The sequence below is a fragment of the Pseudomonadota bacterium genome, from assembly GCA_018823285.1.
Lineage (GTDB): Bacteria > Desulfobacterota > Desulfobulbia > Desulfobulbales > JAGXFP01 > JAHJIQ01.
Map to the genome: position 1 here is coordinate 89474 of JAHJIQ010000042.1, position 14147 is coordinate 103620.

Genomic DNA, 14147 nt, shown 5'->3' on the forward strand with positions numbered 1-14147 from the left:
CATCGGCAGGTCTGGAAAAAATAAAAAATAGTTATCGCATGCAGATATTATTCTGAGTCGAAGCAAAAGATGGAGAAACAATATGACGGGTGAGCGTTTCAGGGCTCTGGTGGTCAGGGAAAACCAGGAAGGGGTTTTTACGAGAGGCGTTGAAGAGAGAAGTGTTGATGATCTGCCGCCGGGCGAGGTGCTGGTCCGAGTGATGTATTCTTCCCTCAATTACAAGGATGGCTTGTCTGCTTCGGGGAACAGGGGGGTCACCAGGAGATACCCTCATACCCCCGGGGTCGATGCGGCAGGAATTGTTGCAGAATGTGTCGGCGGAGAGTTTCGTCCCGGGGATGAGGTTGTCGTTTCCTGTTATGATCTCGGGATGAACACCTCCGGCGGGTTTGGCCAGTATATCAGGGTGCCTGCCGGGTGGGTGATGAAGCTCCCGGACGGTTTGAGCCTTAAAGAAAGCATGATTTACGGAACCGGCGGTTTTACGGCCGCCCACTCGGTATGGCGTCTGATTCAGGGCGGGGTAAAGCCTGAACATGGAAAGGTTCTGGTGACTGGAGCTACCGGCGGGGTCGGGATATTCAGTGTCGGGATTCTGGCTAAGGCAGGGTATGAAGTAACGGCGGTGACCGGCAAGGAGTCGGCGGTCCCGTTCCTGAAAGAGCGGGGTGCGGCGGCAGTCATCACCAGGGAGGAGGCGACGGACCGGAGCGGCCGGATGATCCTGAAAGGGCGCTGGAGTGGGGTGGTCGATACCGTGGGCGGCGAGCTTTTGTCAACGGCATTACGGTCGGTCAGATACGGTGGGGTGGTTACCTGTTGCGGCAATGTGGCGGGGCCTGAGTTTTCGGCGAATGTCTTTCCCTTTATCCTGCGGGGGATCTCGCTGCTCGGCATCGATTCAGCGGAATGTCCGATGGCGTTGCGGAAAGAGATCTGGCAGAAGATCGGTTCGGACTGGAAACTGGGTAATCTGGAATCCATTTGCCGGGAAGTGGATCTTGATGGTCTTGATGATGAGATCAACAGGATCATGAAAGGCGGTATCCAGGGCAGGGTGGTTGTTAGAATATGAGGAGAGGGAGTGATCAATAATTCAGCGAGGGAATAATTATGGAAGATATTATTCTGTTTGTAGATGATGACGAGAAGATTCTGGCGGCCATGAGGCGGGAGTTGATGGATGAGGATTTAACGGCGCTCACAGCCGGTTCGGCGAGCGAGGCTTTGGAAGTATTGGCCAGAATGCCATGCAAGGTTATTGTCGCCGATGTGAAAATGCCGGGGACCAACGGGTTCGAACTTCTTGAAATGGCAAAAGAGATCAATCCGAAGATTGTCAGGATGATTCTCTCGGGTCATGCCGATGTGGAGCTGATTCTGGCTGAGGTGAATAGAAAGGGGATCGACCGCTATATTGTCAAGCCATGGGATCCGGGGATATTGAAAAAACTGCTTTGTGATGGAGTCGAACTGTATGATTTACGCCAATCCGCCGGTTCCTGATCGAGGACCTCTTCTTAACTTTGAACATGATTGATTTCACTCCTGATCATGAGCTTGCCGCTCTCCGTGATATTCTTGATGAACAGGAATCGGTTCGACTGCACCCTTTTGCCACCTTGAGCCGGGATTCCATCCGACGTCGTCCCGAAGAAAAGGCGGGGCATCGCCAGTCATTCTCGCTTGACTGCGACCGGATCCTCCACTCCAGGGCCTATACCAGATATATCGACAAGACCCAGGTCTTTTCGCTGGTCACCAACGATCATATCTCGCACCGGGTTCTGCATGTGCAGCTGGTTTCCAAGATCGCCCGGACGGTTGGCCGCTTCCTTGGTCTGAATGAGGACCTGATCGAGGCCATTGCCCTGGCCCATGATCTTGGCCACCCGCCCTTCGGGCATGAAGGCGAGCGGCTCTTGTCGGACCTGTGTCTCTCCCATGGGATCCCTGAATTCCACCACAATATCCAGTCGGTGGTCTTCATGGATCGGATTGAAAAGGGCGGGCGGGGCTGGAATCTTTCTCTGCAGGTTCTGGACGGCATCCTGTTTCATGATGGCGAAACCCACAGCGATGCCCTTCGACCATATCGGACAAGGGGCTTTGAAGAAATTGACCGGATCGTCTCCCAGAAAGATGAGGTGCCGCTGACCCCGGAGCAGAGGGTGCCGATGACTCTTGAAGGGTGTGTGGTGAGGGTGTGTGACACGATCGGGTACATCGGGCGGGACATCGAAGACGCTATCGAACTGGAACTGATTAGCCGCGAGGATATCCCTGAAGAGTGCGTCGAAGTCCTCGGGCCGACCAACGGCACCATGGTCTATCGACTGGTTGCCGATCTGATCAGAAACGGTTGCCGTGAAGACAGAGTATCCTTAAGTCCGGAAATTTCTAAAGCTCTTGCGAAACTGAAAAGGTTCAATTACGAGCGAATTTATTTAAATCCTGTTATAAAGGCCGGGTTCAATGATATTGCCTCGTGTTATCAGGCACTTTTTACGAAATATCTGGACGATGTCCGTCGGGGTGAAAAGAACACGGAGATTTACCGTGAGTTTCTTTCCGGGATGGGAGAAGAGTATCTGGACAGCTTCGGTCCTGCGGTCAAGGTCAGGGATTTTATTTCCGGCATGACCGACGAATATCTGCTGGTCAGGGCAGCCGAGCTTGGATGCCGGGTGCCGCGGAAGGTGGTCAGACCGGTTGCGGGTTGAGTGCCAGAAATGATCTGAAGTCTGGAACGATGGAAGTCTTATGAAGGTCGGCAAAGTATTAAATATCACCACCCTTGACCTGACCTTGCCGGGCAGGCTCAAGAAATTCCTGCCCGGGGAAAACTCCCTGATGGTGATTATCGCCACGGCAATCGGTGTTGCGGCCGGTATTGCCAACATCGCTTTCCGGACGGTCACCGAAATCGTCCATGACATGATTTTTGTCCCGGGCCACGCCCTGGCAACCCTTGGCGGCTGGCACATTCTGCTTCTGCCACTGGTGCCGATGGCCGGGATGGTCCTGCTGATTCCTCTTTCCCTGATGTATCCCGGCAAGGTCAATGGCTATGGATTCCCGAAGTTCCTGCGCAAGGTGAATCTTGAGGGCGGGATCATCAAGTTCAGAACCATCGTTGTCAAAATTCTTTCCACCGCCCTCACTATCGGCAGCGGAGGCTCGGCGGGAGTCGAAGGGCCGATTGCCCAGGTCGGCGGCGCCCTTGGTTCCCAGGTGGGCCAGTTTTTCCGGATGTCCGGGGCCAGGATGAAGGTCTATATTGCCGCAGGCTGTGCCGGAGGTGTCGGCGCCATGTTCAACGCCCCCATCGCCGGGGTGTTTTTTGCCTCCGAAATAGTTCTGCTCGGCAGTTATGAAGTCTCCTCCTTTGCGGCCCTCGTGATCTCTTCGGCCATCGCGACGGTTATTTCCCGGGCCTATTACGGAGAGTCCCCCGCTTTTCCGATTCCCGACTATCATCTGATCAATCCGATGGTTGAAATCCCCCTCTATATCCTGATGGGGGTGATTATCGGTCTGATCGCGGTCTTTCATATCAGGATATTCTATGCGATCAGGGACCGCTTTGCGGAGCTGAAAATTCATCCGCAACTCAAACCGATCTTCGGCGCCTTTCTGGTTGGCTGTCTGGCGATCTTCTTTCCCCAGATCATGGGTGACGGCTACCATTATATTGAAAGTGTCCTGTTTGGAAACGGGGTGGTCTGGGTGATGGTTGCCCTGATCTTCATGAAGATCGTCGCCACCGCCATTACCCTCGGTTCAGGAGGGGCCGGAGGGGTTTTTGCCCCGGCGCTGTTTATCGGAGCAGTGATCGGCGGCGCCTTCGGTGGGGTGGCCCACGAACTGCTGCCCGGACTCACGGCCAATCCGGGCGCCTACGCGGCGGTGGGGATCGGGGCATTTCTCGCTGCCTCCACCCATGCCCCGGTCACGGCAATCTTTCTTCTGTTCGAAATGACCGGCAACTATCTGATCATCATCCCGATCATGCTGACCAGTATCATCGGCACCGTGGTCGCTTCGAAGTTCAATCAAGATTCCATCGACACCGTTGATTTCAGCCGGGAAGGCATTGACATCCACGAGGGGATGGAGATGGCGATCATGAAATCGATCAAGGTCGGCGCGGAAATCACCGAAGATGTGGATTTTATCAGTGAAAAAGCCAATATCGATCAATTGCTGGCGATTTTCCGGATGGCCGAACGCAGCTTCTATTTTCCGGTGATCGACGAGACCGGCCGGATGACCGGGATTATCTCCATGCAGGATGTGAAATGGATCCTGCACGATGAAGAGCAGCGGATGGAAGCCCTGGTGGGAAACGTCTGTTCAAAGGATGTTATTGTTCTCACCCCGGATGACAATCTCTATACCGCGATGACCCTTTTTGATCTGAAGGGGATTGAAGAGGTGCCGGTTGTCGAGGCGACCGATAACCGCTGGGTTGTCGGGATGCTGAAGCGGCGCGACGTGATCAGTCGATACAATCAGGAAGTTCTGAAACGGGGGATCAGCGAGAAGAAATCCGCCCTGCAGTTAAAATAAAAGATGTGCGCGCAAGGTTGGTTTTTTATCTAATGATTTCAAGCAGTTGTCAAAAAAACTTGACAGCCGGGAAGCGATGGGCGAGTCTTCTTCACTCTTCACTCTTCACTCTTCACTCTTCACTCTTCACTCTTCACTCTTCACTCTTCACTCTTCACTCTTCACTCTTCACTCTTCACTCTTCACTCTTCACTCTTCACTCTTCACTTCAATGACAACAATCCATCTGTAAAAATACGTCCACCACTTCGGGGTCAAAATGGGTGCCGGAGCGTGACCGGATATGTTTCCGGGCTTTTTCCTTCGACCAGGGCTCGTGATAGCGCCTTTCACTGACCAGGGCGTCCCAGGTGTCTACCAGCGAGAATATTCTGGCCGCCAGTGGAATCTCCTTGCCTTTCAGGCCCCTCGGGTAGCCGGTGCCGTCCCATCGTTCATGATGGCAATAGGGGATGTCCAGGGCCGGTTTCAGGTATTCGATCTTTGAGAGCATCTCGTAGGCATACAGGGGGTGCTTGTGCATCTGCGCAAGTTCTTCACCGGTCAGCTCACCTTCTTTCAGCAGCACCGTGTCGGGTACCGCCATCTTGCCGATGTCGTGGAGCAGGGCGCCGCGGGTGACATGAACAAGCTCCTCCTCGGTCATCCCGAATTCTATACAGATATCAACCGTCATTCTGACCACCCTTTTGCTGTGACCTTCTGTTTCCCGATCCCGCAGTTCAAGAGCGTGTCCCCAGCCCTCGATGGTTGTGTCATAAGCTTTGGTCAGTTCAAGGTTGCTCTGCTCAAGTTCAAGATTGATTTTTTTCAATTGCCGTTCGTTTTCGGCAATCTGACTCAGGGAGTGGAGAGTAATCCGGGTGATCACAAAGACAAAGAGGCCGCCGCCGAAAAATACGGCGGAAGTAAGCACCTCAAGGGGGAAATCGGCGTGAAAGATCTGGATTGCCAGAAAAAGAAGATAGCCGATCAGAAAAGATCCCATCAGAACAGAGATCAGCTGCCATTTAACGACTATTTTTTTAGGGATATCATCAACGGAACGTAACTGGATGACGAGAGCTGCGCCGAGAAAAAGGCTGCCGACGACGACAGCTGATATGATCAGGAATGACAACGGGTTCATGATGGTTTTTTTTACTCTTTATGGGACAGAGTTGCCACTATGGAAAGCAAAAAAAAAAAGCCCGGACCATGTTGATCCGGGCATTTTTTGTTAATTGTGAATTGAAATCTCAGTCGAGGAAGGCGATGTCGACCGACGGGCGCATGGTGGCGCAGGTGGCCAGAGCACCGTGGATCTTGTGGTTTTTAAAGGCGTCGATCAGCTTGGCATCGGCGCCCTTGCCGGCGTCATACTCACAGAGAGCCTGCTGGGAGAGGTTGTAATCGAAGCGCGGCGCCCATTTTCGTGAACCGAGGCGGGCGGTGGTTGAGCAGTTGTCAACCATGAAGGCCACCCCCTTATGATGCATATAGGGGTTCAACGAGTCAACGGCCTCGATGACCGACTCATTGGCAACCTCGCTTAAGCAATGCCCCTTCTCGATCAGAAGATCGATCTGGGCCATCATCGTTGCGCAGTACATCCCTGCGGTGAAAGGATCGATCCTGATTTCTGCTTCGGTCCGGTTGGCCCGAACTTTCTCGCCGACCTGCCACATTCTGGTGCCGTCGATCTTGCCCATCGGGAAACGTTTGTGTCTCTGGCCGGCCATGACCACGCTTCTGATCTCGTTGCAGCTTGAGACTTCATCGTACATCTCAAGAAGAATATCGAAGGCCGGACCATAGGAAAGAGAGTAGATCCGCTCAAACACCTTTTTGTCGTCAGCGTTCAGCTTGTTGTAGACGGCGATGATCCCCTCATGGGAAATGGTCTTGCTGATCGGTCCGGTGATGTTCTCGACGGTGGCGATGAAGGCTGCCGTTTCATCCATCCCCTTTTCCATGACATAGCGGCGGTACAGCGCTTCAACGATCCCGTGGACGGCGCCGAGGAGGATGCCGCGCTCGCCGAAGATGTCGCTCCTGAACTCGTACCCGAGAGTAGTCATGAACATGTAGGGTGAACCGAGGGCGACCGCCCAGCCGAGTGCATGCTCGGTGGCCTTGCCGTTCACATCCTGCTCAATGGCGAAACTTGCGTTGATCCCGGCGCCGTTAACTTTCTTGCCCTGAACGTACAGGCGGCGAACGGAAGGCCCCATCCCTTTCGGGCAGACTCCGACCACATTGACATTGGGCGGGAACTTCTTGCCGATACTTTCGATATAACCGAGAAGGAATCCGTGGGAAAGGCCAAGGGTCGCGCCATCTTTCAGATTATCGAAGACCTGCTGGTAATTTTCGGCCTGAGCGGCATCCGAGATCAGCAGGATCACCATGTCTGACTCGCGGATAACCTGGTACATTTCGCCGAGGGTATTGTTCTTTTCAGTGAAACCGGCCTCACGGGCGGCGGCCATGGAAGAGCTTCCCTCACGAAGACCGATTTTGACCCTGACGGAGGTGCCTTCAAGCGAATCACGCAGGTTCTGTGCCTGGGCAGGACCCTGGGAGCCCCAGCCGATTACGCCGATCTGCTTGATTCCGGCGAAGGCTTTGGGCAGCAGGGGGAATTTGTCCCGGCCGCCGACCACGACCATTTCTTCGGTTTCGGCGAGTTTTATTATTTCGGTGTCAAAAACCTCTGTCTTGAATGTAAGACCCATGGGGTGCCTCCAGTAAAGATGGTGTTACCGCGCAAATGTAATCGGTGTTCAGCGGGGCAATATATTTAATAAAATGAATCGATCAGTTGAGCTTCCCGTCCGGAGTGTTTTTATTCACCCGGGTTTTATTCAGGGAAACCAATTTATATAACCGAATGAGCGTCAACAGTAAACAATATATGCGCCGCTGTCGGAAAAAATGGCAGGGTCCGATACTTTTGTCCTGCTATGACATTTTTCGGGTAAGTGGTTGCGTTGAATATGAGTTGAATCCCTGGTCATATTTCACTAACATTTGAACATACCCTGATTATTTTTATCCGTTCCTCTTCATCCATTCATGAGGGTCCAATATGGTTGGAAAAATTATGATCTTTCTCTGCTGTCTTCTTCCGGCCCCGATGATTGCTTCCGCCAGCGTCGTCTCATTTGAAGAAAGATATGTCTATGATGCCGGCGAGGCAGACAGCAAGCTCACCTGTCGGGCCATATCTCTTCTTGAGGTCAAAAAGCTCCTTCTGGAAAGACTCGGCACCTATGTGCAGAGCAACACCGAAGTGGTCAACCTGCAGCTTACCAGGGACGAGGTGACAACCTTAAGCGCCGGAGTGGTGAAGACCGAGATCATTGATGAAAAATGGGACGGCATGAGCTATTCGCTCACCGCCCGGGTCGAGGTCGATCCTGACTCGGTGGCAAGGATGATCAGCGAACTGATCAAAAGTGACGAGGGCGGGGAAAAGATTAAACAGCTGGAAAGCATGAACAACGAAGCCGTCAGCAGGATTGAGGACCTGAAGCAGCAGATGGCTGCAGCTCAGAATGACCTGATCGCCATCAACCGTGACTACCGGCAGGCGGCTAAAGTAATCGATTCGCTCGGCGCCTTTGAAAAAGGCATGGACCAGATGCGGGAAGAGAAGTTTGGCGAGGCTGCTGAAAGTTTCAGCAAGGCCATAGAGATGGACCCGCGCTATAATAACTACCTGATGCGGGGGAAGGCATACCGCTCGAGCAGGAAATTTGATCTGGCCCTGGCTGATTTCAACAAAACCCTTGAATTGAAGCCGACCGCGGCTGAAGCGCTCTTCCAGAAGGGGCGCGTTTATCTGGAAATCGGGGACAAAAGAAAAGGGGTTGAATTGATCCAGGATTCCGCCAGGCAGGGGAACGGCAAGGCCAGATTGTGGTTGAAATCAAAGGGGAAAAGTTATTGACGTCAATCAAGTGGTATCGGAACAAATCTGAAATATTGCAGTTCAGACGGCAACTTCCTGCTGCACAAAACGGGAGTGAATTTTCTTCATCACCTTGCTGAAACATTTCGGGCAATAGGCATGGGTGATTTGTTTGCGATTGTCCGGCAGCTGTTTCTTCCAGCTTTTGCCTTTCTTGATATGGTTGCATCCGCAACACATGATTTCCATAACGTTCTCCATTTTCCGCAAATTCTCTTGATGCTCAGGGGTTCAGTTCATCCACTTTGACAACCGTTTCCTGACAACTAACTTATTATGGGAATAAAAAAAATGTCAGGTCAATATTTTTTTTTGCATGCTGAATAAAAGATTGGTGTCATCCATATCCTGGAAAATGATTTTCGGTATGAGTTCAATAGACCAGTTATACCTCTTTTTGAACCGGCAGAACTGAAAAGGGGACATCCGTTTTTTCATGTTGGCGTGGAGGTCTGGCTGCCAAGGGACCGGGAAACAGGGTCGGGTTTGGCATTGGAAATGTTGTTAGGGGAGGTTTGTGCCAAGCGCCGGCGGTGATTGAAGCTTCCCGCGGCAGATAGCGGATAGCGTGATACTTCGGGCTAAGAGAATGAGTTTCGCCTGGCATGTTCATATCAAGCGGGAAAGGTTGCGGGTAGTTAGCTGAAGAACCGGCCAGGAAAATTGGGATGTCCTTTCAGGAATTGTTGCAGAAATCCCCGAAAAGGTATTCGTCGGTCAATCATCAACCATCTTTTCGCACCACTTTCTTTTTACGGCGTCAATCTGGTCCAGATATGCTTCGGTACGACTTTCCTGTCCGCAATCCTTGCAGACGACTCCGGCATTTGCTCAGCGCCCTTTGATGAAGGCCTGTCCGGAACAGTATATACAGATCAGTTCGATATCGCTTTTCATGAGTCACTCAGGGCAAACAAAAACGGGCCCCTGAAATCAGGGACCCGTGAAATTTCTGGGGTGAGTGATGGGATTTGAACCCACGGCCTCCTGGGCCACAACCAGGTGCTCTAACCAGCTGAGCTACACCCACCATGCGTTGTTTTGCAGCTGGAACTATTTACTAGATCGCTTCTTTTTTGGCAAGAGCTAACTCACACCCTTGTGCAAATGGCCGGCGCAAAGTTTTCAGCCGACTTCCTTGCCGCATTCTTTGCAGATTTTGGCCTGCGCCTTGATGATCTCGGCGCAGAATTCACATTCCTTGCGGTTGTGATTTTTCAGGATCGTAGAGATGGCAATATTGGCTTTCTGGCCGATTTCCGTATGTCGGAACTCATGCCCCCGGATCGGATCGATACAGTCGAGATCGTTCAACTCAGCCAGCAGGTCACAGGCGCGGTTGCGGGCCTCAAGATTGGCTTCTTCATCGATGATCAGGCGGATTACCGGGCTCAGGTTCTTTTCGGCGACACAGCTGGCAAGCTGCGCGACGGCCTCTTTCTCCTTCTGGTAACGTTCGTTTGATTGATCGAGTTCATCGGGATCAATAATAAATCCTGTAAAGGCGACCTTGCTGCCGACCATCATCGGGCCGCCTTTTGTCTCGTTGGGCAGAAGCATGTAGCGGCATGAAGCTGAATGGCCGTAACGCTCTTCGAACTCGTCCCAGCTGCCGTTGAATATCTTGCATTCGTCATTGAGGCAGATGAAGAATATTTCGGTTCCCCAGCCAAGTCCGTCACCAACGTGGTATGGCGGAGTGCGGCAACAGGAGAGTTCTTCTTTGCAGTGCGGGCAGATGTGTTTCTGCCTTGCTATTTCGTAACAGCGTTCGTCCATAAACATGTTGAGTGTGCCTCCGGGTAATGAAACGGGGCGGCAGGGATACTCCCCGGGCCCGAATGTCAGCTGAGCGGTAAGAAGCTGAATTGAGGGTCACAAAGGTAATGCAGATTAGGGAATCGGTCAATGGAGCAGGCAAATATTAATCGGAGTTGTGGTTCTCTTCAGCCGGTTTACTCATCATTACGGGCATGACCACGAACCGGCTCTTTCCGGGGAATATTTTTGTGGATTCCGGGACCACGGAAAAATATTGATGAAATACAACGGCTCACTATGAACTCTCCTCAGGTTGTGGTAGTTATATACCAGAATCATTTAATGTGCTTAGTTTCAGGCTGTAAAACTGTTTGACTTTTGCCGGTCCGGCCATTAAAAAATGCAGTTTTCTCTGTGTCGCACGGTTTTATCGATCCGGCGACAGGTTCAATAACTATCTGGAACAATTAGGAATTATGGAAAAAAATACCAAGTCTCGATATGTTGAAGCCGGCGTCGATATTGATAAAGGCAATGACTTTGTTGAAAGGATTAAACCGCTGGTCAAGGACACCTTCCAGCGAGGGGTGCTGACCGATATCGGCGGGTTCGGCGGGTTGTTTGCCCTTGGCGGGGACCGCTATAAAGATCCGGTGCTGGTCTCATCCACCGATGGGGTTGGCACCAAATTGACAGTTGCCCAGCTTTGCGGCAAACATGATACCATCGGTATTGATCTTGTGGCCATGTGTGTGAATGACGTGATTGTCAGCGGCGCCAGGCCCCTTTTTTTCCTCGATTATTTTGCCATCGGCAAGCTTGATACCGATCTGGCAACCGACGTTGTAAAAGGAATTGCCAAAGGGTGCAAGATCGCCAAATGTTCTCTGATCGGCGGTGAAACAGCCGAAATGCCGGGGCTTTATAAACCAGGAGAGTATGACCTGGCGGGTTTTACGGTCGGCATCGCCGAGCGGGACAATATCATCGATGGTTCGGGAATAAGGGTGGGGCACAAGATAATCGGGCTCGCATCAAGCGGTGTCCACAGCAACGGTTACTCCCTGGTTCGCAAGATATTCTTCGATGAGAAAGGTCTCGGGGTCAACGACCACATCGAAGAACTGGGGTGTACCGTCGGTGAAGAGCTGATCAAGCCCACCCGCATCTATGTCGACCCGCTTCTGAATATTATCAAGAACTTCAAGGTTCACGGGATGGTCCATGTGACCGGCGGCGGTTTTTTCGACAATATTCCCAGGGTTCTCCCCAAAACCTGCAAGGCGGTGATCGAGAGCGGCAGCTGGGCGATTCCCCCGGTATTCAGCTATATGTGTAAAAACGGCAATGTTTCCCCGGAGGAGATGTTCAGGACCTTCAATTGCGGGATCGGGATGGTGCTGGTGGTTGAGGAAGAGCAGGCCGAGGATATCTGTTTTCAACTGGCAGCTCTCGGTGAAACCACCTTTACCATCGGAGAGATTGCAACCCGGGAAGGGGATGGTGACAATCCGGTAGAAATCGATTGTGGGGCCAATTTCGCCTGATCCGCTGCTTCAAATCTAATAAAAAAAGCTCCGGTACTCCCGGAGCTTTTTTTTGTTCTGGTAACGGCAGGTGTTGATTTGCCGGCCGTTCTTCCCGGATTATTCTTTCTCAACCCCGGCCTGGGCGATGATCTTGTCGGCCATATGTCCGGGGACTTCTTCGTAATGTGAGAATTCAATTTTAAACGAGCCGCGGGCGCCGGTAATGGAAGTCAGATCCTGAGCATAGAGCTGTACTTCCGCCATCGGCGCCTGGGCGGTAATCACTTCATGTTTGCCTTCGGAATCCATTCCCATGACCTTGCCGCGCTTGCCGTTCAGGTCGCCGATGACATCGCCGACACAGTCTTTGGGCACCATGATCGTCATGTTCATGACCGGTTCAAGGAGCACCGGCTTTGCCTCCAGAGCGCCTTTTTTGAAAGCAAGTGAGCCGGCAATCTTGAAAGCCATCTCTGAAGAGTCAACCGCATGGTAGGAGCCGTCGACCACGGCCACTTTTACGTTGACCACCGGGTAACCGGCGATGATGCCCTTCTCCATCGCTTCGAGGACACCTTTTTCTACGGCCGGGATATACCCTTTGGGGATGACTCCGCCGACGATCTTGTCTTCAAATTCGAACATCTCTCCGTTTCGTAACGGTTCGATTTCGAGCCAGCAGTCTGCAAACTGGCCATGACCGCCGGTCTGTTTCTTGTGCTTGCCCTGAACCCTTGCCTTGCCTTTGATCGTTTCCTTGTATGGAACTTTGGGGATCTCAAGCTTCATCTCGACCCCGAATTTACGCTTGATCCGGTCCCCAATTACCTCCAGGTGCACCTGGCCGACACCGGAGAGCAGGGTCTGCCTGGTCAGCGGATCTCGGGTGAGGAAGAGCGTGGGATCCTCTTCGAGCATTTTTGTGATCGAGGCAAAAAGTTTCTCCTCATCTTTTTTGTTTTCAGTGGTGACGGAGTAGGAAATGTTGGGAGGGGTCGGGACAAGTTTTTCGAAAAGAATCTTGTGGTCTGCGGCACAAAGCGTGTCGCCAGTGACGGTTTCTTTGAGTTTTGCAACCGCCACAATCATGCCGGGCCCGGCACCGTCGATAGGTTTCTGTTCCTTGCCTTCCATGACCAGAAGCTGGCCGAATTTTTCATACTTGTCCTTGGTGGAATTATGAAAGGAGTCTCCCCTCAAGGTTCCCGAGACCACCTTGAAGATTGTCAAGCGACCCGCGTATGGATCAGCCATGGTCTTGAACACCAGACCTGAAAAAGGTTCGTCCGGAGCTGGTTTGCGCTCGACAATGTCTCCGGTTTCGGGGTTCGTTCCAACCACCGCCGGTCTGTCTGAAGGGGTTGGCAGATAGTCATTGATCAGATCAAGGAGCAGTGAGGCACCAAGGTTCCCGGTTGCGGAACCTGCGGTGATCAGAGAAATTTCACCGGATCTTGCTGCGGCCCGCAGGCCGATCTGCAGTTCCTCGTCGGAGAGTTCGCCTTCTTCGAGAAATTTTTCAATCAGCTCATCATCGGTTTCCGCAACCATCTCCATCAGGCTTTCGCGGTAGATGGCAACCTCGTCGGCCATCCCGGCGGGAATTTCCGCCTTGGTCACTTTGCCGCTGTTCCCATCAAACATGAAAGCCTTCTGTTTCAGAATGTCAACCAGGCCTTTGAAGTTGTTTTCAGCGCCGATGGGGAGGTGGACCACCGCAGTCTTGAAAGGAAGCTCACTTGTTACCTCGGCAACGGTATTCTCGAAATTGGCGCGTTCCCTGTCCATTTTGTTGATAAAGATGATGGTCGGCAGGTTCTGTTCTTTCACGAAGGATGCTATTTTTTCGGTTTGACTTTTGATTCCTGAAGTAGCTTCCACGACGAAAATCGCCGAATCGGCAACCCTGGCTGCGAACATTGATTCATTGAGGAAATTGTCATCCCCGGGGGTGTCGATGATGTAGATTGCGTGTTTGTGCCAGGAGAGCTGGTTGAAGGAGTTGTTGATTGTTGCTTTTCTGGAGATTTCTTCCGGGTCGAAATCCATAACCGAGGATCCGTCATCAACCAGGCCGAGTCTGGTATTCTTGCCGGCGGTGTACAGCATGGCCTCTGCCAGAGATGTTTTGCCGCTTTTGCCGTGACCGAATAACGCAACATTCCGAACCAGGGTGATGTCCTGCATGTATGCCTCCGCTATGTGTGAATTAGATGACTGTTATATCCCGAAAGTAATGTGTTTTCTTAGTCTGATCTCACCTGTGAAAGCCGGGGAATATGCCGCAGGGATTACGCCCGACAAGGAGTTCCAAAGACTACTTTTTA

General features: G+C 52.2%; 11 protein-coding genes and 1 tRNA gene. 6 read left to right on the forward strand and 6 right to left on the reverse strand.

Annotated features, from left to right (window positions below; all coding sequences use genetic code 11):
- Positions 1 to 82: 82 nt before the first annotated feature.
- From KKG35_10240 to KKG35_10255, 4 genes are all read left to right on the forward strand, one after another.
- Positions 83 to 1078: a YhdH/YhfP family quinone oxidoreductase gene (locus KKG35_10240; protein MBU1738508.1), complete on the forward strand. Its 996-nt coding sequence runs from the start codon at positions 83 to 85 to the stop codon at positions 1076 to 1078.
- 38 nt (positions 1079 to 1116) lie between these two features.
- Positions 1117 to 1509, forward strand: coding sequence for a response regulator (locus KKG35_10245; protein MBU1738509.1), 393 nt, complete (start codon positions 1117 to 1119; stop codon positions 1507 to 1509).
- Positions 1510 to 1535: 26 nt separating this feature from the next.
- Complete coding sequence (locus KKG35_10250) at positions 1536 to 2726, forward strand: HD domain-containing protein (protein ID MBU1738510.1); 1191 nt, start codon at positions 1536 to 1538, stop codon at positions 2724 to 2726.
- A gap of 85 nt (positions 2727 to 2811) precedes the next feature.
- Entirely contained in the window at positions 2812 to 4575 is a 1764-nt protein-coding gene (locus KKG35_10255) for a chloride channel protein (GenBank protein MBU1738511.1), read from the forward strand.
- Positions 4576 to 4783: 208 nt separating this feature from the next.
- On the opposite strand, the gene KKG35_10260 is transcribed toward KKG35_10255, so the two are convergent.
- Together KKG35_10260 and KKG35_10265 are read right to left on the reverse strand one after the other, a co-directional pair.
- On the reverse strand, positions 4784 to 5704 hold the full coding sequence (locus KKG35_10260; GenBank protein ID MBU1738512.1) for an HD domain-containing protein: 921 nt from the start codon (positions 5702 to 5704) through the stop codon (positions 4784 to 4786).
- Positions 5705 to 5813: 109 nt separating this feature from the next.
- Complete coding sequence (locus tag KKG35_10265) at positions 5814 to 7292, reverse strand: ketol-acid reductoisomerase (protein MBU1738513.1); 1479 nt, start codon at positions 7290 to 7292, stop codon at positions 5814 to 5816.
- Positions 7293 to 7645: 353 nt separating this feature from the next.
- Here KKG35_10265 and KKG35_10270 point away from each other — a divergent pair, with 353 nt between their 5' ends.
- Entirely contained in the window at positions 7646 to 8509 is an 864-nt protein-coding gene (locus KKG35_10270; protein MBU1738514.1) for a tetratricopeptide repeat protein, read from the forward strand.
- 42 nt (positions 8510 to 8551) lie between these two features.
- On the opposite strand, the gene KKG35_10275 is transcribed toward KKG35_10270, so the two are convergent.
- From KKG35_10275 to KKG35_10285, 3 genes are all read right to left on the reverse strand, one after another.
- Positions 8552 to 8719 (reverse strand): hypothetical protein, encoded by a 168-nt coding sequence (locus KKG35_10275; GenBank protein ID MBU1738515.1) that lies wholly within the window; start codon positions 8717 to 8719, stop codon positions 8552 to 8554.
- A 764-nt stretch (positions 8720 to 9483) separates the two neighbouring features.
- Positions 9484 to 9560: transfer RNA gene (locus tag KKG35_10280), tRNA-His, on the reverse strand.
- A 95-nt stretch (positions 9561 to 9655) separates the two neighbouring features.
- A complete protein-coding gene (locus KKG35_10285; protein MBU1738516.1) occupies positions 9656 to 10309 on the reverse strand; it encodes a zinc ribbon domain-containing protein in 654 nt (217 codons plus the stop codon).
- A 458-nt stretch (positions 10310 to 10767) separates the two neighbouring features.
- Between KKG35_10285 and purM the strand changes: the two genes are divergently transcribed.
- Positions 10768 to 11838, forward strand: a complete 1071-nt coding sequence (gene purM / locus KKG35_10290; GenBank protein MBU1738517.1) for a phosphoribosylformylglycinamidine cyclo-ligase — start codon at positions 10768 to 10770, stop codon at positions 11836 to 11838.
- 99 nt (positions 11839 to 11937) lie between these two features.
- Here the strand turns inward: purM and fusA are convergent, their stop codons facing one another.
- On the reverse strand, positions 11938 to 14007 hold the full coding sequence (gene fusA / locus KKG35_10295) for an elongation factor G (protein MBU1738518.1): 2070 nt from the start codon (positions 14005 to 14007) through the stop codon (positions 11938 to 11940).
- Between the last annotated feature and the right edge of the window lie 140 nt (positions 14008 to 14147).